We start from the raw sequence: 23658 nt of genomic DNA, 5'->3' as shown, positions 1-23658 counted from the left end.
CCTACCTCAATAACGTGTCAGCTTCTCGTTACCGTCAGCGCCGGATCAGCGCATGATCGCTTCCAGCTCGGCAGCGATCTGCTGCGCCAGCTGATGGATATGAAAGCCGTCGACGAAGCCGTGGTGCGCCTGCACCGAGAACGGCAGCTCCAGGCGGCCGTTCGGGGCGTCGCGGTATTTGCCCCAGGCGAAGGACGGGATGTCCGGCTGCTTCAGCGAAGCGATCGGATGCTGGATGGAGGTGAAGGCCAGCCAGGGAATGCAGGTCACGAACACCTGTTCCTTGGCCTGTAGCGGCGTGCGCGCCGCATACTCCATGTTCAGGGCAGCCATGCTGCCCGCCTGCTCGCGCGCCGCGATGCCGCGCGCGACGAATTCACGCAGGTCGTCGGACCAGTCGAACTGGGCGAAATTCAGGTCGTTGTGCTGGTTGACCACCGTGAAGGACGGGATCAGGCGCTCGATGCGGATCACTTCGCCGTCCAGCACCCGGTAGCGGAAGTTCTCGACCTTGAGTACCGAGCGCAGCACGGCGCACAGGAGCACGTGGAAGGGCGCCAGGCCCGCTTCCCGGCACCAGGGACGAAAGTCCGGCAACTCGAGCGGGAAGCAGATGTTGACCGCGGCGCTGTCCATTGCATCGAACAGCGCGAAGCGGTCGCGCCGCCTTTCGAATACTTCCACTTACTGGGCCTTGTTCAGGCGGCTGTGGCGCACGCTGTACAGGAAGTAGGTCGCCACCGCCACGCCCATCCAGATGAAGAACACGCGGAAGGTGGACGGCGACAGGTCCTTCATGATGTACAGGCAGGCCAGCACCGACAGGCCCGGTATCACGTAGGGACCGAAGGGCACCCGGAAGGCGCCCGGCTCGCCGGGGCCCTGCTTGGCGCGGATCACCGGCACGGCGATCGACACCACGATGAAGGCGGTCAGCGTGCCCATGCTCACCATGTCCCACAGGAAGGTGGCGTCGACCAGGCCGGCCACCGCGCCCACCACCACGCAGACGATGATGGTGTTGCTGACCGGCGCCAGGGTACGCTTGTCCACTTTCTGGAAGGTCTTCGGGATCAGGCCGTCGCGGCTGATGGCGTACAGGATGCGCGTCTGGCCGTAGATCGTCACCAGGGTCACCGAGAACACCGACACCACGGCGCCGGCCGACAGCACCAGCGCCGGCCAGGCCTGGCCGGTGACGTTCTGCAGGATCACCGACAGGCCGGCTTCCTGGCCCGCGAACATGCGGGCCGGCTGGGCGCCCGTGGCGGCCACCGCCACCAGCAGGTAGAAGACGGTCACGATCAGGAGCGCGGTCAGGATCCCGATCGGCACGTTGCGGCGCGGGTTGTTCACCTCTTCGCCGGCGGTGGCGATGGTGTCCAGGCCGATGAAGGAGAAGAACACGGTGCCGGCGGCGGCGGTCACGCCGGCCATGCCCACGTAGCCGCTGTCGGGGTCGGGGCTGAAGAAAGGCGTGAAGTTGGCGCTATCGAAGCCGGTAAAGGCGATCACGACGAAGAAAATCAGGATGGCCAGCTTGACCAGCACCATGATGGAATTGGTGGTTGCGGATTCCTTGGTGCCGCGGATCAGGAGGATGCAGCACATCGCCACCAGGATCACCGGCGGCAGGTTGAAGTTGCCCGGGTTGAAGTGGACGTTATGGTGGTCCGACACGAACATCGGCGAGCGCAGGTGGGCAGGAATCTCCCATCCGAAGGCATTCGACAGGAAGTTGTTCAGGTAGTCGGACCAGCCGATCGCCACCGCGCTTCCCGCCAGGCCGTATTCGAGCAGCAGGCAGGCCGCCACGATGAAGGCGGCGAACTCGCCCACGGTCGCATAGGCGAAGGAATACGAGGAGCCGGCGGCGGGCACGCGGCCGGCCAGTTCGGCGTAGCACAGGGCGGTCAGGCCGGCGGTGACGGCGGCCAGCAAGAAGGAGAGGATCACGGCCGGCCCCGCCTTCGGCACCGCCTCGACCATCGTGAAGAAGATCCCGGTGCCGACGGTGGCGCCGACGCCGATCATGGTCAGCGGGAACAGGCCGAGCGATCGCTGGAGGCCGCCGCTGCCGCTGTTCTCGTCATGGTGTCGTTCAGCTGTTTTCGTGCGGATCAGCTTTTGGCCAAGGGTCAGATTCACGACGTGTCCTTTGTGTGGAAGCTTTGGACGCTTCGGTCGAGCGTCCGCTAAAACCTGCGATTATAGGGGTAGTTATGTTCTCTCAATTAAATTGTTTTCTCAAAGATGTATTTGCTCAGCACCTTTTGATAGAATGGCTGCGTCCGCACCGATTTTCCCATCGCGTCCGGGCCAATTTTTTGGCCATAAACATTTATAGTTAATGCATCATTAGAGGAAACCACCATGATCTCGAGCGCTTCGCGTCCGTACATCGACGCTTCCGTCCCCGTCCTGCGCGAGCACGGCCTGGCCATCACGACCACCTTCTACCGCAGCATGTTCGAGGCCCATCCTGAGCTGAAGAACCTGTTCAACATGGGTAACCAGGCCAGCGGCGCGCAGCAGGCCTCGCTGGCCTCGGCGGTGTTCGCCTACGCGGCCAACATCGGCAACGCCGCGGCGCTCGGCCCGGTGGTGAGCCGTATCGTGCACAAGCACGCCGCGGTGGGCATCCGTGCCGATCACTACCCGATCGTCGGCCACCACCTGCTCGGCGCCATCAAGACGGTGCTGGGTGACGCCGCCACCGAACCGCTGCTCAAGGCCTGGGAAGAAGCCTATACCTCGCTGGCGCGCCTCCTGATCGATGCGGAAGCGAAGATGTACGAGGAAGCCGGCGTGCAGCCGGGCGCGACGCGCCCGATGCGCGTGACCGAAGTCGTGCGCGAGAGCGACAAGGTGATCTCGATCCGCTTCATTCCTGCGGACGGAGGACCCCTGCCGCCCTTCAAGGCGGGCCAGTACCTGAGCGTGGCCGTGGACTTCAAGGACGGCCGCCGCCAGTTGCGCCAGTACAGCCTGTCCGACGCGCCGGGCAAGGACAGCCTGCGCATCTCGGTCAAGCGCGAGGATGGCGGCGCCGCACCTAGAGGCGAGGTGTCGACCTGGCTGCACGACAACGCGAACGTGGGCGACCTGCTGAACGTGATCCACCCGTTCGGCGACTTCCTGCCGGATACCGAATCGAACGAACCGGTCGTGCTGCTGTCGGCCGGGGTCGGCATCACGCCGATGATCGCGGCCCTGAACCGCATCGCGATGGTCAACCCGGAGCGCCGTGTGATCTTCGCCCACGCCGCGCGCGACGCGGCGCAGCACGCGCACCAGCGCGACGTCGCCGCGGCAAAAGCGCGCATGCCGCACCTGCACGTGGTCACGTTCTATGAAGAGGAAGAGGCGAGCGGCGCCCTCAAGGGCCAGATGGAACTGGCGCGCCTGCCTTCGTGGCCGCGCGGCGAGACCGACGTCTACATGTGCGGCCCGCTGCCCTTCATGCAGGCGCAGTGGAATGCCCTGCTGGCGGCCGACGCCCCGGCCAGCCGCCTGCACCGCGAGGTGTTCGGGCCGGACCTGCTGGACAACCTGCTGTAAGCGGGACCGGTTTTTGTAGGGTGGACGGCTACGCCGTCCGCGCGTACAGCTAGTGCATGCCGTGCCTGAATGCATCCGATAGCTGAACGCGCGGTCGGCAAAGCCGACCACCCTACGAATTCATCCGGCGAGCGTTTGCCGCGCCAGGTCATTTCTCAATCCAGCAAGTGCACGTTACGGCCAGTGACGCTGCGCTGCGCCGGGCGGCCATACACCCGGATCCCGCCCGAGCCGCCGCCGTGCGCCACCAGCGACTGCTTCACGGTGGCGCGAATCCCGCCCGAACCATCCGCCGCCAGGTCGGCATCCTGCGTCGACAGCGCGGCCAGGTCCACGCTGCCCGAGCCGGCAACACGGGCATTGAGCGAACGCACCGCGCCGCCGGCCTGCAGCACGCCGGAACCGGCCACGCTGGCGCGCACATAGTCGCCGCGAATCTCGCCGATGTTCATGCGGCCCGAACCGGCCAGGCTGAGGTCGGCGCTGGCGCTCTTCAGTTCGCCCGCATCGAGGACGCCCGAGCCGCTCACGCGCGCATGCAGGCTGTCGACCTTGCCGGCCAGGGCTACCGTCCCGGAACCGCTCTTGCGCACTTCCAGCGGCGCGCCGTTCAGGTCGCGCACGACCACCTGGCCGGAGCCGGCGGCGCGCACCTCGGTCAGGCGCGGCGTGGTGTAGACGATGCGTACCGGCGTCTTGCTGCGCAGCTGGCGCTCGTTGGCGATCTTCAAGGTATTGCCCTGCGCCTCGGTGCGGATGTAGGGCAGCAGGTTGGCGTCGGCTTCGACCAGCAGCGAGGGCGCCTGGCCCGGGCGCACCTGCACCTCGACCTGCATCGACCCGCTGACATCCAGCACGCCGTGCGCCGCCACCTGGCGCTGGTCGCGCGCGGCGACCCCATCGCCCTCGAGCGCGCCGTCGCTGAACACCGAGCGCATGCGCACGTCGCCGTCGTTGGGCGACACGATGATGGCGCAGCCGCTCAGGGAAGCGACGGCGGCGGCAATGGCGGCAAGGGCGATGAGACGCATGGCGAAATCCTCTGTGGTTGTTGACGGATGCGACTTTAACAAGCGCCTCGCCCCTTCGCCCGCCCCGTGCGACAGGCTGCAGGAATCGCTGCCTGAACTGCAGCTGCGCGCCGCCGGCGTATGCCTTACTTACTGCCGAACAGCTCCTTGTATTCACGCGGCTGCGAGCGCCAATACTGGGGCGGCGCGAACACCTGCTCGCCCAGCTGGGCCGCCGCGTGCCACGGCCAGCGCGGGTCGTACAGCATGGCGCGCGCCAGGCCGATGAGGTCGGCCTGGCCCTGCTGCAGGATGCTTTCCGCATGCTGCGCCTCCGTGATCAATCCCACGCCGATGGTCGGCATGCCAGTCTCCTCCTTGATGCGCTGCGCGAACTCGACCTGGTAGCCCGGCCCCACGGGGATCTTCTGCTGCGGCGACAGGCCGCCGGTCGAGACGTGGATGAAGTCGCAGCCGCGTGCTTTCAGCTCCCGGGCGAAATGCAGGCTTTGCTCGATCTCCCAGCCGCCCTCGACCCAATCGGTGGCCGAGATGCGCACGCCCACCGCCATGTCTTGCGGGACCGCAGCGCGCACGGCATCGAAGACCTCGAGCGGGAAGCGCATGCGGTTTTCCAGGGAACCGCCGTATGCGTCCGCGCGCCGGTTCGACAGCGGCGACAGGAACTGGTGCATCAGGTAGCCGTGGGCGGCGTGCAGCTCGATGCCGTCCAGGCCCAGAGCATGCGCGCGCCGGGCGGCGTCGACGAAACCTTGCTTGACCCGCGCCAAGCCGTCGTCGTCGAGCGCCAGCGGCGGCACCTCACCGTCCGCATGCGCCAGGCTGGAGGGCGCCACGGTTTGCCAGCCGCGCGGCCGGTCGGGCGCGATCTGGGCGCCGCCCTCCCAGGGCACCTCGGTCGAGGCCTTGCGGCCGGCGTGGGCCAGCTGGATGGCGATCTTGATGGGGGAATGGCGGCGCATCGCGCGGATCACGGGTTCCAAGGCCTCCTGATGGGCCTGCGACCACAACCCCAGGTCGTCCGGAGAAATGCGGCCCTCGGGCGTGACCGCCGTCGCTTCGATGATCAGGAGGCCGGCGCCGGACAGCGCCAGGCTGCCGAGGTGAATGGTGTGCCAGTCGGTCGGCAGGCCATCGACGCTTGAATACTGGCACATCGGGGCGATCGCGATGCGGTTCGACAGTTGCAGGGGACCCAGGCTGACTGGGGAGAAAAGCATGCTGCTCATGAGGCCTCCGCTTGGGGCAAAGGCTTCAGTTTAGCTTGGCGGCGGGTTTGATGCTGCGGCGTTGGAAGGGAACTTGGATCCCGGCCTGCGCCGGGAGTCATGGGCGCCAGTGGCGCGCATGACGGTTTTACGGCCAACACAATAAACACGTCGTTCCCGCGCAGGCGGGAATCCAAGTTTGCAAGATCAGCCGATACGCGTGACCATCAGCCCCGCGCGCAAGCCGACCCGCACGTCCGGGTTCGGAAACACCACCAGCTCCTCGTCATGCTCCACGCGGTACACGGTCTCGCCATCGGTGGCGATGACATCGCCCTTCTTCATCGGCGTGAAATTCCAGGTCTCGCGTCCCACCGACATGGCAAAGGCGTCCGACAGCTTGATCACCTGGCGCGCCGTCGCGAACACGTGCGGCGCCGCCCTGGCGGCCACGCCGGGCTGCCCGCGCAGCAGGCGGTCCAGCGCCTGGGACGCATCGGCGAACTGCGACAGGTCGTTCTGCCCCAGCGTGCCGACCCGCCCCAGCTCGACGGTGCTGCCGGCGGCGCCATGGTGCTCGCTCGAGTAGTAGCTGTAGGTGCCGACCGACTTCGGGTTCATGATGACCGCCCCGATCGCCGCCTGTCCCAGCCAGTCGATGAGCGCCTTGCGCGGTTCATCGGCAATGATCTCGGGCACGATCGCGAACATCGGATAGTGCGAGGGCCGGATCGCCGTGTGCAGGTCGAGGTGCCAGCGCTGCGCCCCCGCGCCTTCGAAGAAGGCGCAGGTGGCGGCAATCAGCGCATCGGCGCGCGCCGCTTCGGCGGTACCGGCGAGCGACCCGCGGTCCGCACGGAACATGCGGTTCAGGTCGGCGTCGATGAAACGCTTGCCCTGGGCGATGGCGTCGATGTTCCCGACGCACAGCATCAGGTCCACCGCCAGCGCCGCTGGGGTGCGCGACAGCGCTTCGATCAGCCAGGCCACCATCTCGATCGGCCCGGTCTCGTCGCCATGCACGCCCACCGACACCAGCACGCTCGCGCGTGCCGGGTCAAGCGTCGCCGCTTTCACGGTCAGGATGCCGGGCGCCGGCAGCGCGACCGCGAAGCCGGCGCTTGAAAAACGCTGCGCGACCGAAGCGAAATCCGCTTCGGCCAGTGCGCGCACCGCTTCCGGCAGCGCGGAACCCAGGTTCGCGCTCATCCGCTCAGCCCGCCAAGCGGTCCGGGCTCGAACCTTCCGACAGCGCCCAGACGTCCAGCATGGCCTGCTCGAGCTCGACCGGCTGTGCGAAGCCGGTCAGGCCGCGCGCCTCGGTGACTTCCTTGACGGCCGCCAGCGCGTCGCCGCCCTGGGCGGCACGCTCGATCACCTGCAGCAGCAGGCGCTGCTGGGTGCGGCGCAGGGCCTGCATCGCGTAGTTGCGCAGCTGTTCCTGGGCCTTGCTCTGGGCCGGCAGCTTCAGGCCGCGCTCGAGCATGTCGATGCCGGCCTGCTGGCGCAGCGCCATGCCGACCTGCAGGAACTGGGCCAGGCTCATGCCGCCCGGACGCTGCACCGACACCGCCGCGAACAGGAAGGTGGCCAGCGACTCGATGGTCTCGACCGCCTTCCAGGCCGCGGTGAAGGATGCCGGCAGGCCGCTGTGGCCGTCGGCTTCCGAACGGGCCGGGCTCAGAACACGCAACTGGTCGGCCTGGCCGAACAGGCTCGAGAGCTCGGCCATGCCGTCGGTGCCGGCCGGCAAGGACAGCACGCCTTCGATCACGGCGCGCATCAGCGCACGGGTGCGCATGTCGACCGCCATCGAGACGTCACGCGGCACCTTCAGCGCATCGGCGTCGAGCGCGTCGAACACCGGAGCCAGGTGCAGCGCCGACCAGGCGCGCGCCCAGGCCTTCACCACTTCGGTCTCGTCGACGCGATGCTCGGCCGCCAGGTCGCGCAGCATCAGCGGACCGCAGCGGTTCACCGCTTCGTTGGCCAGCACGGTCGCCAGGATGGCGTTGGCCAGCGGGTGGTTCAGCGGGTTGCGGGTGGCGACCATCTGCGCCGGGAAGTACGGGCGCAGCAGCGATTCGGCCCACGGCTCCTCGACCAGCGGCAGCGCCAGCAGGGTGCGCTTGAAGCGGTTCTTGACGTTGGCGATGACCACCGCCAGTTCCGGCGTGACCAGGCCCAGGCCGAGGGCCTTGCGGCGGGCCAGTTCGGCGTCGGTCGGCAGCTGCTCCAGCTCACGGTTGACGGCGCCTTCCGATTCCAGGTTGGTGATCAATGCCGCATAGCCGTCCACCACGGAGGCGGTGGCCTGGGCCTGCGCTTCGCGGGTCAAGAGGTGGGTCTGCTGCTTGTTGTCGCGCAGGACCAGCTCTTCCACCGCACCGGTCATCTCGTTCAGGATGCGGTTACGGTCGGCTTCCGGCAGCTCGCCGGCCTTGACTTCGGTATCCAGCCAGATCTTGATGTTCACTTCGTGGTCCGAGCAGTCCACGCCCGCCGAGTTGTCGATCGCATCGGTGAAGATGCGGCCGCCGTTCAGGGCGAACTCGATACGGCCGGCCTGGGTCGCGCCCAGGTTGCCGCCCTCGCCCACCACCTTGCAGCGCATTTCGCCGCCGTTGACGCGGATGCGGTCGTTGGCGCGGTCCTTCACCTGGGCATGGGTCTCGTTCGAGGACTTGATGTAGGTGCCGATGCCGCCGTTGTAGAACAGGTCGACCGGCGCCAGCAGGATGCGGTGCATCAGCTCTTCAGGCGACAGCGAGGTTTCCTTGATGTCGAGCACGGCACGCACTTCCGGGCTCAGCTCGATCGAGCGCGCGGTGCGCGGGAACACGCCGCCACCCTGCGAGATCAGCGATTTATCGTAGTCTTCCCACGACGAGCGCGGCAGCGCGAACATGCGCTGGCGTTCCTTGAACGAGACTTCGGTGTCCGGGTTCGGGTCCAGGAAGATGTGGCGGTGATCAAAAGCCGCCACCAGCTTGAGCTGGCGCGACAGCAGCACGCCGTTGCCGAACACGTCGCCCGACATGTCGCCCACGCCGACCATGGTCACCGGGGTGGTGTTCATGTCGTGGCCCAGTTCAAAGAAGTGGCGCTTGACCGCTTCGAACGCGCCCTTGGCGGTGATGCCCATCTTCTTGTGGTCGTAGCCGTTCGAGCCGCCCGAGGCAAAAGCGTCGCCCAGCCAGAAGCCGCGCTTGACGGCGATGCTGTTGGCGATGTCCGAGAAGGTCGCGGTGCCCTTGTCGGCGGCCACCACCAGGTATGGGTCGTCCTGGTCATGGCGCACGGTGTTTTCCGGCGGGACGATTTCGCCGCGCACGCGGTTGTCGGTCACTTCCAGCAGGCTGGAGATGAATTCGCGGTAGCAGGTTTCGCCCTCGAGCGCCACCACTTCACGCGGGGCCCCCTGCGGCATCTGCTTGCACACGAAACCGCCCTTCGAGCCGGCCGGCACGATGACGGCGTTCTTGACCATCTGCGCCTTCACCAGGCCCAGCACTTCGGTGCGGTAGTCTTCCATGCGGTCCGACCAGCGCAGGCCGCCGCGGGCGACCGGGCCGCCACGCAGGTGCACGCCTTCGAAGCGGCGCGAGAACACGTAGATCTCGCGGTACGGACGCGGTTCCGGAGCCAGCGCCAGGTTGCTGGTGTCGACCTTGAAGATCATCTTCTCGCCGGCGTTCTGGAAGTAATTGGTGCGCACCGTGGCCAGGGCCAGGTCGACCAGGGCCGCCATGATCTCTTCGGTGTCGGCGTGGTTCACGGTCGACAGGCCGGCCTTCAACGCGGACAGCTTGGCGGTGCCGGCGCTATGCTCGGACTCGCCCAGCTTCGGGTCGAAGCGCATCACGAAGGCGCTGACGAATTCCTTCACCAGGGCCGGCTGGGTGCGCAGGGTTTCGGCCATGTAGCGCACCGAGAACTTCGAGCCCAGCTGGCGCCAGTAGCTGATGTAGGCGCGCACCAGCTGCACTTCGCGCATCGACAGGCCGCCTTCGATGGTCAGGCCGTTCATGCGGCCGTCTTCGGCTTCGTTGTTGAACAGCGCGGTGAACAGTTCCTCGGCCACCGGGATGATGCCCGGCTTGACCAGCTTGGCGCCGCTTTCGTCGTCCACGGCCAGCGCGGTCACGTTGTGCACGGCGCCGTCGGCGGTCTTGAAGGTCCAGGTCTGCTCGCGGTCGACGGCGATGCCGGCGTTCTGCAGGGCCGGCAGGATGCGCGACAGCGAAGGCACGACTTCGCCCGAGTACAGGCGGATCGAGGCGTCGATGCCGTTGGCGGCGTCGCCCGGCTCCACGCGCACGGCGACGCGCTGGTTCTGGCCGTCGCCCGGGCCGTTCTTCAGCAGGGCCTGCAGGTCGCGGAAGGCGGTTTCCGGCGCGGTGTTGGTGACAAAAGAGACCGGCAGGTTGGCGCCGAGCTTGCGCAGGCTGCTGCGCAGGCCGGCGTCTTCGATGGTGTTGGTGGACGCGGCGAAGCGGTCATGCCAGCCGTCCAGCACCGCCAGCAGCGGCTGCTGGATGTCGGTTTCGAGGTCGAGCGGATAGCGGGCGGCGTGCGCGATCAGGTAGACGCGGGCCAGCGGGCCGTCGGCCACCAGGGTCTGGACGCGTACGTCGCGGGCGCCCGAGCTGTCCTTCAGGGCCGAAGCCAGGCTGGCGGCGACGGCGGCGCTGTAGCGCTCGCGCGGCAGGTAGACCAGCACGTTCAGGTGGCGCGCATACACGTCGCGGCGCGCGAAGACCTTCGGGCGCGGCTGCTTGTACATCGACACGACCGAGGAGCACACCTGGGCCAGCCATTCCGGATCGGCTTCCAGCGCTTCGGTGCGCGGCAGCGACTCGAGGATCTCGACGAACTTCTCGGCGCGGAAGCCTTCCTGGCGCACGCCGGCGATCGACAGCACCTTGGCGACGCGGCCGCGCGCGAACGGCAGGCGCGCCAGCGGGGTCGAGGTGGCGGCGCGGGTGAACAGGCCGACGAAGCAGTGCTCGCCCAGGATCTTGCCCTGGGCATCGGTGTTGCGCACACCGATGAAGTCGAGCGGCTGGTCGCGGTGCAGGGTGCCCTCGACGTCGGCCTTGACGATCGACAGGGTGTCGGCGCGGCGCGACAGGGTTTCGAAGTCGCCCGGGATGTTGGCCAGGCAGGTGCCGTAGACCGGGTGGGCGGTGTCGGCCAGCACGCCGATGCGGCTCGGGATGTCGCGCTCGAGTTCGCGGGCGCCGTCCTTCACCATGTAGTAGGCGTAGCCGAAGGGCTCGAAGCCTTCGTTCTTGGCCCACTCGAGGAAGGCGGCCACTTCCTGGCCTTCGGCGCTGCCGGCCTGGGCTGCCGCCGCGGCCACCGCGGTCATGCGGTCGGCCATCTTGAGGGCGTCGCGGTGCACGGTGGCGGCGTCGTTGGCGACCATGCGGATGCGCGCGGTCAGGGCGTCCAGTTCGGAGAATTCGAGCTCGTCGCTCATCAGGATCAGGACGATCGATTCCAGCGGCGCGCCGGCTTCGCCGACCGCGGTCGCCAGGCCATTGGCGTCACGGCGCACCGGCAGCACGGCGTTCATCACGCCGGATGCGGTCTGGCGCTCCTTGCGCAGGGCCATGACGAAGGAATCGACCAGGTAAGGCATGTCGTCGTTCAGGATCAGCAGGGCAGTCGCCATGCCGCCGCGGCCGTCGGAAGAGCGCATCGTGGCGATCTGGCAGCCGGGGCCGCTGCGCTGGGCCAGCTGCGAGAATCCTTCCCACAGCACCGGGGCCAGGCTTTCGGGCGCGGTGCCGGCCAGGTCTTCGTCGTCGAGCGATCCGAGCCAGGCGCTGATGAGCGCCCCTACCTGCGCGTTGGCGCCGGCGGCGGACTGGTTTGCGTTGACCAGGTTGAGGGTCTGGCTGCGCAAATCTTGAGGCATGTCTTTCATGTTGCTTCTCCAAAGTTTGTGTGCCCGGGTGCGCTCTTGCTTGTGGCTTCGCGCCACCCGGGCTTTATATGGACGGGGGTGTCCCGTCCGAATCCGTTATTAGAACATGGCCACCAGGCCTTACGACAGGTCGTACAGGCCCGGCAGGCCGAGGATGCGCTCGAGTTCCTCGAGCGCGGTGGTGCATTCGATCGCCAGCTGCGGATCGGCCAGGTCCTTCGGCTCGACCCGGTCGCGGTAGTGCTTCTCGACCCAGGCCACCAGGAGGCCATACAGCGTGTCGGTCATGATGACGCCGCCGTGCATGGCCTGCGCCTCGTCGTTGGTCAGGGCCACGCGCAGGCGCAGGCATGCCGGTCCGCCGCCGTTGCGCATGCTCTGGCGCAGGTCGAACTCGAGCAGCTCGTCGATCGGGCCGCCGCCGGCAACCATGGCGGCCAGGTAACGTGAGACCGCGTCGTTCTCGCGGCATTCGTGCGGCACCACCAGCGCCATGCGGCCATCCGGCTTGGTGAGCAGCTGGCTGTTGAACAGGTAGCTGGCCACCGCGTCGGCCACCGGCACCTGGGCGCTGGCCACGCGCACCGGCACCAGGTCGGTGTCGACGCTGCCCAGCGCGCCGCGCAGCGCATCGATGGTGGCGGCTTCGTCGAAGAAGGCCTGCTCGTGGTAGAACAGCACGTTGCCGTTGCCGACCGCGATCACGTCGTTGTGGAACACGCCCTGGTCGATCACGTCCGGGTTCTGCGAGGCGAACACGGTGCGCGCCGGATCCAGGCCGTGCAGGCGCGCGACCGCCTGCGAGGCTTCCAGGGTCTGGCGTGCCGGGTATTTCTTGGGCGCCGGGGCGGCAGGGTCGAATTCGGCACGGCCGTAGACGAAGAACTCCACCCCGGCCGCGCCATGTGCGGCGGCGAAACGGGTATGGTTGGCGGCGCCCTCGTCGCCGAAGGCCGGCACGGCGGGGAGCGCGTCGTGCACCACGAAGCGGCTCGAATCCCCAAAAATGGCGCGCAGGGTGCGCGTGGCCTGCAGGTATTCTTCCGAACGGTGCAGCTTGTTGTTCAGGTTCGCCGGGGTGAAGTGCACGCGCCCGTCCAGCGTGTCGGCGGAGGGGCTGACGGTGGCGGCGTTGGCCGTCCACATCGGCGCGGCCGAGTAGGCGCAGGCCAGGATCACCGGCGCTTCGCGCCACGCGCGCGCCAGCACGTCGGCATCGGTGCCGGAAAATCCGATGCGGCGCAGCAGGCGGAAGTTCGGGCGTGCCTGCGGCGGCATCACGGCCTGGGCGAAGCCGCGCGCGGCTAGTTCGCGCATCTTGGCCAGGCCCTGCAGGGCGGCCTGGCGCGGGTTCGAGGCGCTGCGCACGTTGCTGAACGAGGCGACGTTGCCGAACGAAAGGCCGGCGTAGTTGTGGGACGGCCCGACCAGGCCGTCGAAGTTGTATTCGCGAGCGCTACGCATGATCAGAAAGCCAGTCCCGGCGACAGCTTGGCCGGCAATTCGAGTTCCGCCGTCTCGATCGAGGCGACCGGGTAGGCGCAGTAATCGGCGGCATAGTAGGCGCTCGGGCGGTGGTTGCCCGACTTGCCGACGCCGCCGAACGGGGCCGAGCTGGCCGCGCCGGTGGTCGGGCGGTTCCAGTTGACGATACCGGCCCTGGCGCGCACCGAGAAGCGCTTCCACAGCTCTTCCGATGGCGACAACAGGGCCGCGGCCAGGCCGTACTCCGTGGCGTTGGCCACGCGCAGGGCCTCGTCGAAGTCCTTCACGCGGATCACCTGCAGCAGCGGGCCGAACCACTCTTCGTCCGGGATGCCTTGCGCGTCGGTGCTGTCGACGATGCCGGCGGTGACGAAACCGGCGTTCGGGTCGAGCTGCTTCATCGGCAGCAGCACCTTGCCGCCTTTGGCGGCCATGTCGGCCTGCGCCTCGACCAGGCGCGCGGCGACCGCGCTCGACACCACCGGACCCATGAAGGGCTGCGGATCGGCCTTCGAGGGACCGGGCTGCAGGGTCGATGCGACTTTTACCAAACGGTCAAGAAATGCCCGGGCTTGCGGCGTGTCCTGGATGATCAGGCGGCGCGCGCAGGTGCAGCGCTGGCCGGCCGAGATGAAGGCCGACATCACGGTGTGGTGCACGGCGGCGTCGATGGCTTTCGGATCTTCCGGGATGTCCCACACCACCAGCGGATTGTTACCGCCCATTTCCAGCGCCAGCATCTTGCCCGGCTTGCCGCCGAAAGCCTTGTGCAGGGCGGTGCCGGTCTGGCTGCTGCCGGTGAACAGGATGCCGTCGATGTCCGCGTGCTGGCCGAGCGCCACGCCGGTGTCGCGGCCGCCGTTGACCAGGTTCAGCACGCCCTTGGGCAGGCCGGCCTGCTCCCACAGCTGCACGGTCTTCACCGCGGTGCGCGGCGCGTACTCGCTCGGCTTGAACACCACGGTGTTCCCGGCGATCAGGGCCGGCACGATGTGGCCGTTCGGCAGGTGGCCGGGGAAGTTGTACGGGCCATAGACCGCGAACACGCCGTGCGGGCGGTGGCGCAGCACGGCATTGCCGTCGGCGACCTTCGAGGCCGTTTCGCCGGTGCGCGCGCCGTAGGACTGGACCGAGATGTCGATCTTGTTGGCCATGGTGGTCACTTCGGTGCGCGCTTCCCACAGGGGCTTGCCCACTTCCTCGGCGATGATCGAGGCCAGTTCCTCGCTGTGTTCCTTGAGCAGGTCGCGGAAACGCGTGCAGACGGCGATGCGCTCGTCAATCGGCCTCAAGGCCCAGGCTTCGAAGGCGTTGCGGGCGGCGGCGGCGGCGCGCGCCACGTCCTCGGTGGTGGAGGCATTGCTGGTCCAGGTCTGGCGCCCGGTCGAAGGGTCGATGGTGGCCAGCTCGGGGCCGCTGCCGGCGAGCCATTCGCCGTCGATGTAATTCGAGAGATTAGGCATTCGCGTTCTTCCTTGTGTTGAGGGGCAGCGTGCGGACGTCGTCGCCTTCCTGCACGCGCAGCTGCGACAGTTCCTGGGCCGACAGGGCGATGCGGGCGGCGCCCGGCACGCCGCGGGTCAGGATCATGCGGAAATCGGTGAGCCTGGTGTTCGACACCAGCAGGTGTTCGGTCTCGTCCTCGTGGGCGCCTTCGACCGCCTGCGCCAGCACGCTGTCGCGCACCGCGCGCAGCTCGGACACGCGGCCCTGCAGCACCGGGCCGGCATCGAAGATGTCGACGTAGCCTTCGTAGTGCATGCCTTCGTTTTCGAGGAGCTTGCGCGCCGGCTGGGTCGAGGTATGGACCTTGCCGATGACTTCGCGCGCCGACTCCGGCAGATAGTCCACGTAGAGCGGCTGGCGCGGCATCAGCTCGGCGATGAAGGACTTCTTGCCGATCGCGGTCAGGCCGTCGACGTGGTCGAAGTCCATCTTGAAGAAGTGGCGGCCCAGGCCTTCGTAGAAAGGGGAAGTGCCATCCTCGGCCTGGTAGCCGCGCATCTCGGCGATGATCTTCTCGGTGAACAGGTGCTGGAACTGGGCGATGAACAGGAAGCGGCTTTTCGACAGCCACTTGCCGTTGAAGCCGGCGCGGTACTGCGGCAGCAGGAACAGCGAGCACAGCTCGGACGAGCCGGTCAGGTCGTTCGACAGGTACAGGGTCTCCATCCGCGTGAACACGTTCAGTTCGCGGCTGCAGTGCACCAGGGTGCCGATGCGGTAGTTGTAGAAAGGTTCGGTGAGGCCGACCGCGCCCTTGATCGCGCACACGCCGGCGATGCGGCCGTCCTCGGTGTGCTCGAGCACGAACATGTAGTCGCGCTGTTCGGGCGGAATGCTTTCGTTGAACGAGGCCACCGCGGTCGCGACGCGGTCGCCCAGCATCTTGCGGTCGGGTTTCAGCGTGGTCATGCCGCTGCCGGCCTGGCGCGCCATCTCGATCAGGGCGTCCAGGTCGTCGGTGTTTACTGCACGGATTACGAGCATCGGTTCCTCTCTCAGATGCGCACGCAGGTGACGCTGTCGCCGGGCGCCACGCCGAGCGCCTGCTGGGCGTCGCGCGACAGGCAGACCACCTGGCTGGATTCGGCCGGCGGGCAGGCGGTGATGACGGCGCGGAAGTTCTGTTCGCTGCTGGCCACGGCATAGGTCACGAGTTCGTCGCCGCCGGCGGCGGCGCGGCCCGCGCTCTCGACCTGGCGCACATGCGAGGCGCAGAAGGAGCGCAGCGCCTTCCTGTGGGCCTGCAGGATCGGGCCGCCGTCGAAGATGTCGATGTACTCGTCGGCCTCGAAGCCTTCCTGCGTGAGCAGCTGGAAGGCCAGCTGGCCGCTCGGGTGGATCTGGCCGAGGGCGGCCTGGGCGTCGCCCGGCAGCAGCGGCACATAGACCGGATAGTGCGGCATCAGCTCGACGATCAGGGTGCGGTTTCTAGCCCCGTCGATGACGCGCTCGGCGTCGAGGAAGTCCATCTTGAAGAACTTGCGGCCCAGCGCATTCCAGAACGGCGACTGGCCCTCGCCGTCGGTGACGCCGGCCAGCGGCACGAAGAAGCGGTCGCCGAAGCGGTGCGGCGCCAGCACGGCGTACAGCAGGCGCGCGCGCGACAGCAGCGCGGCCTCGGGGCCGGCGCCGTCGCGGTTGCGGATATAAAAGCCCGACAGGTGCGAATAGGCCGTCAGTTCCGAACACAGGGTCAGCGCGTGCACGCTGTGGCTGATGTTCAGGTCGCGCGAGACCTGCTGGATCACGTCGTTGCGGAACGCGAAATAGGTGCCGTTCGAGCCGGCCGAGGCGTGGATCGAGGCGGTGCCGACCACCTCGCGCGTGCGCAGGTCTTCCAGCACGAACTGGTAGGACTCCTCGCTCGGGATGTCGACGTGGGCCGCGAACGAGGCAATGGAGCGCTCGACCGCCGCGACGATGGCTTCGCGCGTGCGCGGCAGCGTGTGCACGCCGGGGATCGTGACCCCAGCCATGGCCTCGAGGGCCCCGATATCCGCGCGTTCAACCGGTCGGACTACAAACATGCGAACTCCTGGAAGAGATCAAACAGCGAAGCCGGCGCACCCCGAAAAGTACGCCGGCCGGATGCCTGCGGTGGATCAGCCTGCAATAAATGCCTCGACCGCTTCGCGCATGATGCGGTCGGCTTCCGCGATCTGCTCGTCCGACACCACCAGGGCCGGCGCCAGGCGCACCACGTCCGGGCCAGCGATCAGGAGCATCAGGCCCATCTTTTCGCAGATCTTGGTGTAGTCCTTGGAGCGGCCCTTGTAGTCGGCGGCCATCGGCAGGCCGATCAGGAGGCCCAGGCCGCGCGGCTTGCCGAACACCTGCGGGTAATCGGCGGCGAGCTTCTCGAGGTTGGCGAAGATCTTGCTGCTCGCTTCCTTCACACGCGCCAGGAAGCCTGGGGTGTTGATGGTCTCGACGACCTTCAGGCCGACGGTGCCGGCCAGCGGGTTGCCGCCGTAGGTGGTGCCGTGCGAGCCGACGTTGAGGTGCATGCCGATTTCCTCGGTGGTCAGCATGGCGCCGATCGGGTAGCCGTTGCCCAGGGCCTTGGCCGAGGTCAGGATGTCCGGGGTGACGCCGGTGTCCATGTAGGCGTAGAAGGCGCCGGTGCGGCCGACGCCCGACTGCACTTCGTCGAACACCAGCAGCGCGCCGGTCTGGTCGCACAGCTCGCGCAGGGCCTTCAGGTAGGCATGGTCGCCCGGGATCACGCCGCCCTCGCCCTGGATCGGCTCGACGATCACGGCGGCGACGTCGTCGGTGATGGCGGCGCGCGCGGCCTCGATGTCGTTGTACGGGATGTGGCTCAATTCCGGCGGCAGCGGCTCGAAGCCTTCGGTGTACTTCGGCTGGCCGCCCACCGAGACGGTGAACAGGGTGCGGCCGTGGAAGGACGACAGGCAGGACACGATGCGCGACTTGTGCGGGCCGAACTTGGTGTGCGCATATTTACGCGCCAGTTTCAGGGCCGCTTCATTGGCTTCGGCGCCCGAGTTGCAGAAGAAAGCGCGGTCGGCGAAGGTGGCTTCGGTCAGGGCGCGGCCCAGGCGCAGCACCGGCTCGTTGGTGTAGCCGTTGCCGAGGTGCCAGAGGGTACCCACCTGTTCGGTCACGGCCGCGACCAGCTCCGGGTGGCAGTGGCCCAGGCTCGAGACCGCGATGCCCGAGGTGAAGTCCAGGTAACGCTTGCCTTCCTGGTCCCACACGTCCAGCCCCTTGGCGCGCACCGGCACCATGGCGGCCGGGGCGTAGGTCGGGACGAGGACTTCGTCGAAGGTCTGCCGGGTGACAGGCCGCGTGGTGACACCGGAGTCAAGGTTTGCGTTCATGGCTTCTTCCTCATGGATGATCGTTGTACGCGGGCCCATTGCCGCGCAGGTTCAAGCCATTATAGAAAGCCACCCTGACAAGTTCTTACAGAAGTGCGACAGGGATTTTCGTTTTTGGTCGGGAAACATTATGGGAATGACAAGGGCCGCCAGTACGCGGCCTTAGTACGTCGTACCGGCGCAGGCCGGTATCCAATTTTGCTTGCCTTCAGGTACTGCTTGCGGTCTCACTGCACGTAGGAATTGGATCCCGGCCTGCGCCGGGATGACGTTTTGGAGCAGGTTGCCGAAAGAAGGTTGCGGCGTTCCGGCTCTACTGCCCCAGCTTCCTCTGCCGCTCCTCGCGCGGCGTATTCCCGAACAAGGCCCCGAAGGCCGTCGAAAAATGCGAGCCCGACGAGAAGCCGCACATCAGCCCCACCTGCACGATCGAGTAGTTCGTCTCCAGCAGCAGCTTGCGCGCCCGCTGCAGGCGCAGCTCGAGGTAGTAGCGCGAGGGCAGGCTGCCGAGATATTGCTTGAACAGGCGCTCCAGCTGGCGCCGCGAGATGCCGACCAGTTGCGCGATCTCGTCGGTGGACAGGGGTTCTTCGATGTTGGCCTCCATCAGCGCCACGGCCTCGGTCAGCTTCGGCTGCAGGTTGCCGAAGCGCGCCTGCAGCGCCACCCGCTGGCGCTCGTCCTTGCCGCGCACCCGGTCCACGCACAGGATTTCCTTCACCTGGGCCTGCAGGCCGGCGCCGAACAGCATCTCGACCAGGGTCAGGGCGAAGTCGATGCTGGCCGCGCCGCCGCAGCAGGTCAGGCGGTTGCGGTCGAATTCGTACAGGTTGGGGGTGAACAGGGCCTGCTCGGCCAGCGCATTGGTGTCGGGATACAGCGCCCAGGGCAAGGCGGTGCGCACGCCGTGCAGGGCGCCGGCATCGGCCAGCCACAGCACGCCGGCCCCCACCCCGCCCCAGAACGGCGCGGCGCGGCAGCGATCGACCAGGGCGCGGCAGTTGGCCGGCCTGAGGGCGGCCTCGGCCTCGTCGGCCACCAGCAGCACCAGGTGCCAGTGGCGCTGCGAGTCGCTGAACTTGTCGGGACTGCGCACGTCGACGTGCAGCAGCTCGGGCCCCAGCAGCTTGGCGGCCAGGCGCAGCGGCTGCACCAGGCCGGACCAGGTCAGCATGTCCGGCTCGCCGGCGTTCACCAGCAATACGCGCAGCGGACGCTCCTGTGCCAGGGTGGACAGGTCAACTGGCTGCATCGGAACGGACGGGCGATGTCATCAAGGGAAACGGGCGTGGGACCCGGCGGTCGAAATCGGCCTAATGATACCGGAGATGCCTGAACGGCGAGCAATCTCTGCCCTTGCGCCGGTTCGATGCCGTTCCGGAAAAACCTCCGCGGCCAGCTATAATCCTGCCCATGGGGGAACGATATTTAAAGAGCGTCCGGCTGCTGGCCGAGTGCATGCAAGGCTTCGAGCGTTTTTCCGGCGAATCGGTGCGCCAGCACGGGTTGACGCACGCGCAGTTCGATATCATTGCCACGCTGGGTAACACTGCCGGCATGAGCTACAAGGAACTCGGCGAACGCACCCTGATCACCAAGGGCACGCTCACCGGCGTGATCGAGCGCCTGGAGCAGAAGGGCCTGGTGGTGCGCGAACGCAGCAGCGACGACAAGCGCTCCTACTTCGTGCGCCTCACGCCCGCCGGCGACGGTGTGTTCCGCGATGTGTTTCCGCGGGTAATCGCGCATGGCAAGCAGCTGTTTTCGAGCTACGGCGACGCCGATTTCGATGCCCTGGAAAACGTGCTGCGCAAGCTGCGCGACCAGATCGACGCCGGCAGTCTTCCTCCCCACCCACTACAAGCAAAGGAATTGCCTTGAAAACATCCCTGATCGAAGGCAAGAAGCCTGCCCATTTCGACAAGCACATCATCGGTAACATCCTGCTGGACGTCGCTCCCCTCGACGAAGTCCGCCAGGAAGCGATGCTGATCGGCGTGCGCAACGAAGCCGGCGAGATCTACCGCCTCATCGGTGCAACCAAGCTCAACAGCTTCATGAACGCGACCGAAGAACTGCTCGACCTCGGCCTGGTCGACGAACTGCAGGACCTCGAAGAGCAGAAGGAAGGCTGCGACGCCATCTTCAGCGAGCCTTGATGTAAATCAAACATCGAAATAATTCCCTAGAGCAATTTTTCTAAGCTGGACAGAGCGATAGGGGTATAATTTTTCGATGGACCGACTCTCCGCACTCAAGAGCATCGCCGCCCAGGCCAGCCGCGGCGAGCTCAGCTTTCCTACGAACGTCGACGCGACGCTCAAGCTGCAGCGCGCCCTGAACGAGCCCGACTGCCACACCGAGATGGCGGCGCGCCTGGTGCAGGCCGAGCCCCTGCTCGCCGCGCGCACCGTGGCGATCGCCAATTCGGTCGCCTACAACCGCGCCGGCCATGACGTCACCAATGTCCGCGCGGCGGTGCAGCGGGTCGGCTTTCGTACCCTGGGGGCGCTGGCCGCCTCGGTCATCGTGCGCCAGCTGGCCAGCGAAATCGTCGACCCCGGCCTGCGCGCCAAGGCCGACGCCCTGTGGATCCACTCGGCCCACGTGGCCGCGCTGGCGCAGGTGATCGCGCGCCGCGTCTCCTTCGTCGACCCGGAAACCGCGCTGTTCGCGGGCATCGTGCACGAGGTGGGCGGCTTCTACCTGCTCTCGCGCGCCGCCGACTTCCCCGGCCTGCTCGACGATGCCAGCGGCGACAGCGCCGCGGAGTGGATCGAGCATGGCGAAGTGGCGATCGGCCGCGGCGTGCTGCTCAAGCTCGGCGTGCCGGTGCCCGTCATGGGCGCCATCGAGGCGCTGTGGAACGGCATGCGCGCCCTGCCGCCGGAAACCCTGGGCGACACCCTGCTGCTGGCCAAGGACCTGGCCCCCTTCCCTTCCCCGCTGCACGCGCGCCCCGGCGCGACCAGCATGGATTCGGCCGCCACCATCGATTTCACCATCGGCGAAGGCACCCTGGCCCAAGTGCTGGCCGAATCGGCCGACGAAGTGAAGAGCCTCACCGCGGCCCTGCTGTAAGCAGGCTGCGCCAGCACTTCCCTGCTGCCACGGCGGCCGATACCGATACGGGTATCGGCCGCCGCATTAATCTCATTAGTAAAAAGGCAAAGACTTCTTCAATCTTGCATGCGCCGGCATCACGACAATACGATCACGGAGACATGCAATGAAGAACACCCTTTCGCTATGGGGGCTGGGGGCGCTATTGGCCTCGTCCCTGCTCGCCGCGGATGCCGCCGCCCAGGCCGGATTCACGCCGATCAGCTTCAAGAACGCCTCCGTCCACGATCCTTCGATCGTGAAGTCGGGCGACACCTGGTACGTGTTCGGTTCCCACCTCGCTGCCGCCAAGTCCACCGACCTGCTGAACTGGCAGCAGCTGACCGACGGCGTCAGCGCGACCAATCCGCTGTTCCTGAACGGAACCGCCAACGTGTTCACCGAACTGTCCGAAGCCTTCAGCTGGGCGGAGTCGAGCACCCTGTGGGCGGCGGACGTCAGGCAGTTGGCGGACGGCAGGTTCTACATGTACTACAACGCCTGCAAGGGCGACTCGCCCCGCTCCGCCCTGGGCATCGCGGTGGCCGACCGCATCGAGGGACCCTATGTCGACAAGGGCATCATCCTGCGCTCCGGCATGTGGGGACAGCCCAGCCATGACGGCACCGTCTACGACGCGCTGAAGCACCCGAATGCCGTCGATCCCCACGTGTTCTTCGACAATGCGGGCCGGCTATGGATGATCTACGGCTCGTATTCGGGCGGCATCTTCATCATGCAGATGAACCCGACCAACGGCATGCCCCTGCCTGGCCAGGGCTACGGCAAGCGCCTGATGGGCGGCAACCACAGCCGCATCGAAGGCGCCTTCGTGATGTACAGCCCGGCCACCTCCTACTACTACCTGTTCACCTCGTTCGGCGGGCTGGACGCCAACGGCGGCTACAACATGCGCGTGGCGCGCTCGCTCCGGCCCGATGGCCCCTACCTGGACGCCCAGGGCAATGACATGGCCAAGGTCCGCTCGGATCCGAACAAGCCCTTGTTCGACGATGCCTCGATCGCGCCCTACGGCGTCAAGCTGATGGGGAACTTCCTGTTCGAGCGCAAGCTGGGCGAGCCGGGCACCGGCATCGGCACCGGCTACGTCTCGCCCGGCCACAACTCGGCCTACTACGATGCCGCGACGGGCAGGCATTTCCTGGTCTTCCATGCGCGCTTTCCCGAGCGCGGCGAGCAGCACGAAGTCCGCGTCCACCAGATGTTCATGAATGCCGACGGCTGGCCGGTCGTCGCGCCCTACCGCTACGCGAAGGAGACTGCGACGGCGGTGCGGCGCGAGTTCGTGATCGGCGACTACCTGCTCGTCAACCACGGCAAGGACATCTCCGCCGCGCTCAAGAAATCGCAGTCGGTCACGCTGGGCAGCGACGGCGCCGTGAGCGGCGCGGTGACGGGGAGCTGGCTGCTCTCCGGTGCGAACGGCGTCGAGCTGCGCCTGGCGGGCTCGCCCTCGCCCTACAAGGGCATCTTCCTGAGCCAGTGGGACGAGACCTCGAAAAGCTATGTGATGACCCTGTCGGCCCTGTCGCGCGAAGGGGTGGCCGTGTTCGGCAGCCGCCTGGTCCCGCGCACCGATGCGCAGGTGGTGAATGCCATCCACGCCGAGCTCAGCCTGGGCAATACGGCGGCCGTGAGCGCCAACCTGAACCTGCCGACCACGGCGACGCGCGGCGCGACCATCGCCTGGAACTCGTCGCATCCCGCCGTCGTGAGCAACAGCGGCGTCGTCACCCCGGCCGCCACCGACGTCACCGTGACCCTGACTGCCCGCATCGGCAAAGGGACGGCCAGCGCCACCAAGCCATTTACGGTCACGGTGCGCAAGGCCGGGGGGCTGCTGGCGCATTACGCCTTCGACGGCAACCTGTCCGACACCAATGGCGCCTCGGCGCCCGGCACCGTGGTCGGGGCCAGGCTCGACGTCGCCGGCGGCAGCATCGGCTATGAAGCAGGCGTGAAGGGCCAGGCCGCCGTCTTCAACGGCGCCAGCGGCATCCGCCTGCCGAACGGCCTGATCTCGACCAATACCTATACGGTCGCGCTCTGGCTCAAGCCGGCCCAACTGACGGCCTTGAGCACCACCTTCTTCGGCGCCCGCACCACCGACGCCTGGATCAGCTTCCTGCCGATGGGGCATGGCTTCGTGAACGGCGCCTCCATGCTGTGGTCGGGGACGGCCTGGTACGACGCGGGACTGGGCATGAACCTGCCGGTCGGACGCTGGTCCCATGTGGCCTTCAGCGTCAGGAACGGCGCCGTCCATGTCTACGTCGATGGCGTGAAGCGCTTCAGCGGCAGCAACTTCCCCAACGTGTTCACCACCACGGGCGGCGTGTTCGCGCTGGGCGTGAACCGGTGGGACACGCCCTACAAGGGCGCGATGGACGAGCTGCGCATCTATGGCGCGGCCCTTAGCGATGCCGATATCGCGGCCCTGGCCCGCTGATCACCCAAGCATGAGG

At 67.2% G+C, this 23658-nt stretch carries 17 protein-coding genes; 5 read left to right on the top strand and 12 right to left on the bottom strand.

All coding sequences use genetic code 11. From position 1 onward, the window contains the following. Nucleotides 1-45 precede the first annotated feature (45 nt). Together ACK4S9_RS17520 and ACK4S9_RS17515 are read right to left on the bottom strand one after the other, a co-directional pair. The gene (locus tag ACK4S9_RS17520; RefSeq protein WP_409728230.1) at nucleotides 46-684 is read right to left on the bottom strand and encodes a CatA-like O-acetyltransferase; all 639 of its coding nucleotides are present in this window, start codon (nucleotides 682-684) and stop codon (nucleotides 46-48) included. Then, nucleotides 685-2148 (bottom strand): APC family permease, encoded by a 1464-nt coding sequence (locus tag ACK4S9_RS17515; RefSeq protein WP_409728228.1) that lies wholly within the window; start codon nucleotides 2146-2148, stop codon nucleotides 685-687. A 225-nt stretch (nucleotides 2149-2373) separates the two neighbouring features. Between ACK4S9_RS17515 and hmpA the strand changes: the two genes are divergently transcribed. Beyond that, a complete protein-coding gene (gene hmpA, locus ACK4S9_RS17510) occupies nucleotides 2374-3561 on the top strand; it encodes an NO-inducible flavohemoprotein (RefSeq protein WP_409728225.1) in 1188 nt (395 codons plus the stop codon). 155 nt (nucleotides 3562-3716) lie between these two features. Here hmpA and ACK4S9_RS17505 read toward each other — a convergent pair whose 3' ends face one another. From ACK4S9_RS17505 to ACK4S9_RS17460, 10 genes are all read right to left on the bottom strand, one after another. Further along, entirely contained in the window at nucleotides 3717-4592 is an 876-nt protein-coding gene (locus ACK4S9_RS17505; RefSeq protein ID WP_409728222.1) for a head GIN domain-containing protein, read from the bottom strand. 125 nt (nucleotides 4593-4717) lie between these two features. After that, the gene (locus ACK4S9_RS17500) at nucleotides 4718-5821 is read right to left on the bottom strand and encodes an NADH:flavin oxidoreductase/NADH oxidase (protein ID WP_409728219.1); all 1104 of its coding nucleotides are present in this window, start codon (nucleotides 5819-5821) and stop codon (nucleotides 4718-4720) included. A 186-nt stretch (nucleotides 5822-6007) separates the two neighbouring features. Beyond that, entirely contained in the window at nucleotides 6008-7009 is a 1002-nt protein-coding gene (locus ACK4S9_RS17495) for a succinylglutamate desuccinylase (protein ID WP_409728216.1), read from the bottom strand. 4 nt (nucleotides 7010-7013) lie between these two features. After that, entirely contained in the window at nucleotides 7014-11735 is a 4722-nt protein-coding gene (locus tag ACK4S9_RS17490) for an NAD-glutamate dehydrogenase domain-containing protein (RefSeq protein WP_409728213.1), read from the bottom strand. A 120-nt stretch (nucleotides 11736-11855) separates the two neighbouring features. Then, on the bottom strand, nucleotides 11856-13199 hold the full coding sequence (gene astB / locus ACK4S9_RS17485) for an N-succinylarginine dihydrolase (RefSeq protein ID WP_409728211.1): 1344 nt from the start codon (nucleotides 13197-13199) through the stop codon (nucleotides 11856-11858). A gap of 2 nt (nucleotides 13200-13201) precedes the next feature. After that, complete coding sequence (gene astD / locus ACK4S9_RS17480; protein WP_409728208.1) at nucleotides 13202-14683, bottom strand: succinylglutamate-semialdehyde dehydrogenase; 1482 nt, start codon at nucleotides 14681-14683, stop codon at nucleotides 13202-13204. Continuing rightward, on the bottom strand, nucleotides 14676-15710 hold the full coding sequence (gene astA / locus ACK4S9_RS17475; RefSeq protein WP_409728205.1) for an arginine N-succinyltransferase: 1035 nt from the start codon (nucleotides 15708-15710) through the stop codon (nucleotides 14676-14678). The genes astD and astA overlap by 8 nt, the downstream gene beginning before the upstream one ends. An 11-nt stretch (nucleotides 15711-15721) precedes the next feature. Next, a complete protein-coding gene (locus tag ACK4S9_RS17470; RefSeq protein ID WP_409728202.1) occupies nucleotides 15722-16753 on the bottom strand; it encodes an arginine N-succinyltransferase in 1032 nt (343 codons plus the stop codon). Between the two features lie 75 nt (nucleotides 16754-16828). Continuing rightward, the gene (astC, locus tag ACK4S9_RS17465; RefSeq protein WP_409728199.1) at nucleotides 16829-18070 is read right to left on the bottom strand and encodes an acetylornithine/succinylornithine family transaminase; all 1242 of its coding nucleotides are present in this window, start codon (nucleotides 18068-18070) and stop codon (nucleotides 16829-16831) included. 313 nt (nucleotides 18071-18383) lie between these two features. After that, nucleotides 18384-19322 carry a GlxA family transcriptional regulator gene (locus tag ACK4S9_RS17460; RefSeq protein ID WP_409728196.1) on the bottom strand — a complete coding sequence of 313 codons (939 nt, stop codon included), beginning with the start codon at nucleotides 19320-19322 and terminating at the stop codon, nucleotides 18384-18386. Between the two features lie 161 nt (nucleotides 19323-19483). On the opposite strand from ACK4S9_RS17460, the gene ACK4S9_RS17455 reads away from it, so the two are divergent. The 4 genes from ACK4S9_RS17455 to ACK4S9_RS17440 all read left to right on the top strand — a co-directional run bounded on the left by ACK4S9_RS17455 (nucleotide 19484) and on the right by ACK4S9_RS17440 (nucleotide 23642). Continuing rightward, a complete protein-coding gene (locus ACK4S9_RS17455; RefSeq protein ID WP_409728193.1) occupies nucleotides 19484-19951 on the top strand; it encodes a MarR family winged helix-turn-helix transcriptional regulator in 468 nt (155 codons plus the stop codon). Further along, nucleotides 19948-20229 carry a hypothetical protein gene (locus ACK4S9_RS17450; RefSeq protein WP_409728190.1) on the top strand — a complete coding sequence of 94 codons (282 nt, stop codon included), beginning with the start codon at nucleotides 19948-19950 and terminating at the stop codon, nucleotides 20227-20229. The genes ACK4S9_RS17455 and ACK4S9_RS17450 overlap by 4 nt, the downstream gene beginning before the upstream one ends. 76 nt (nucleotides 20230-20305) lie before the next feature. Next, the gene (locus ACK4S9_RS17445) at nucleotides 20306-21151 is read left to right on the top strand and encodes an HDOD domain-containing protein (RefSeq protein WP_409728188.1); all 846 of its coding nucleotides are present in this window, start codon (nucleotides 20306-20308) and stop codon (nucleotides 21149-21151) included. A 148-nt stretch (nucleotides 21152-21299) separates the two neighbouring features. Further along, a complete protein-coding gene (locus ACK4S9_RS17440) occupies nucleotides 21300-23642 on the top strand; it encodes a family 43 glycosylhydrolase (protein WP_409728185.1) in 2343 nt (780 codons plus the stop codon). Nucleotides 23643-23658: the final 16 nt, after the last annotated feature.

Source organism: Massilia sp. (genome assembly GCF_046293535.1).
Taxonomy (GTDB): domain Bacteria; phylum Pseudomonadota; class Gammaproteobacteria; order Burkholderiales; family Burkholderiaceae_D; genus Telluria.
The sequence above is the reverse complement of the archived record's forward strand: the minus strand, read 5'-3'. Positions and strand labels throughout refer to the sequence as shown.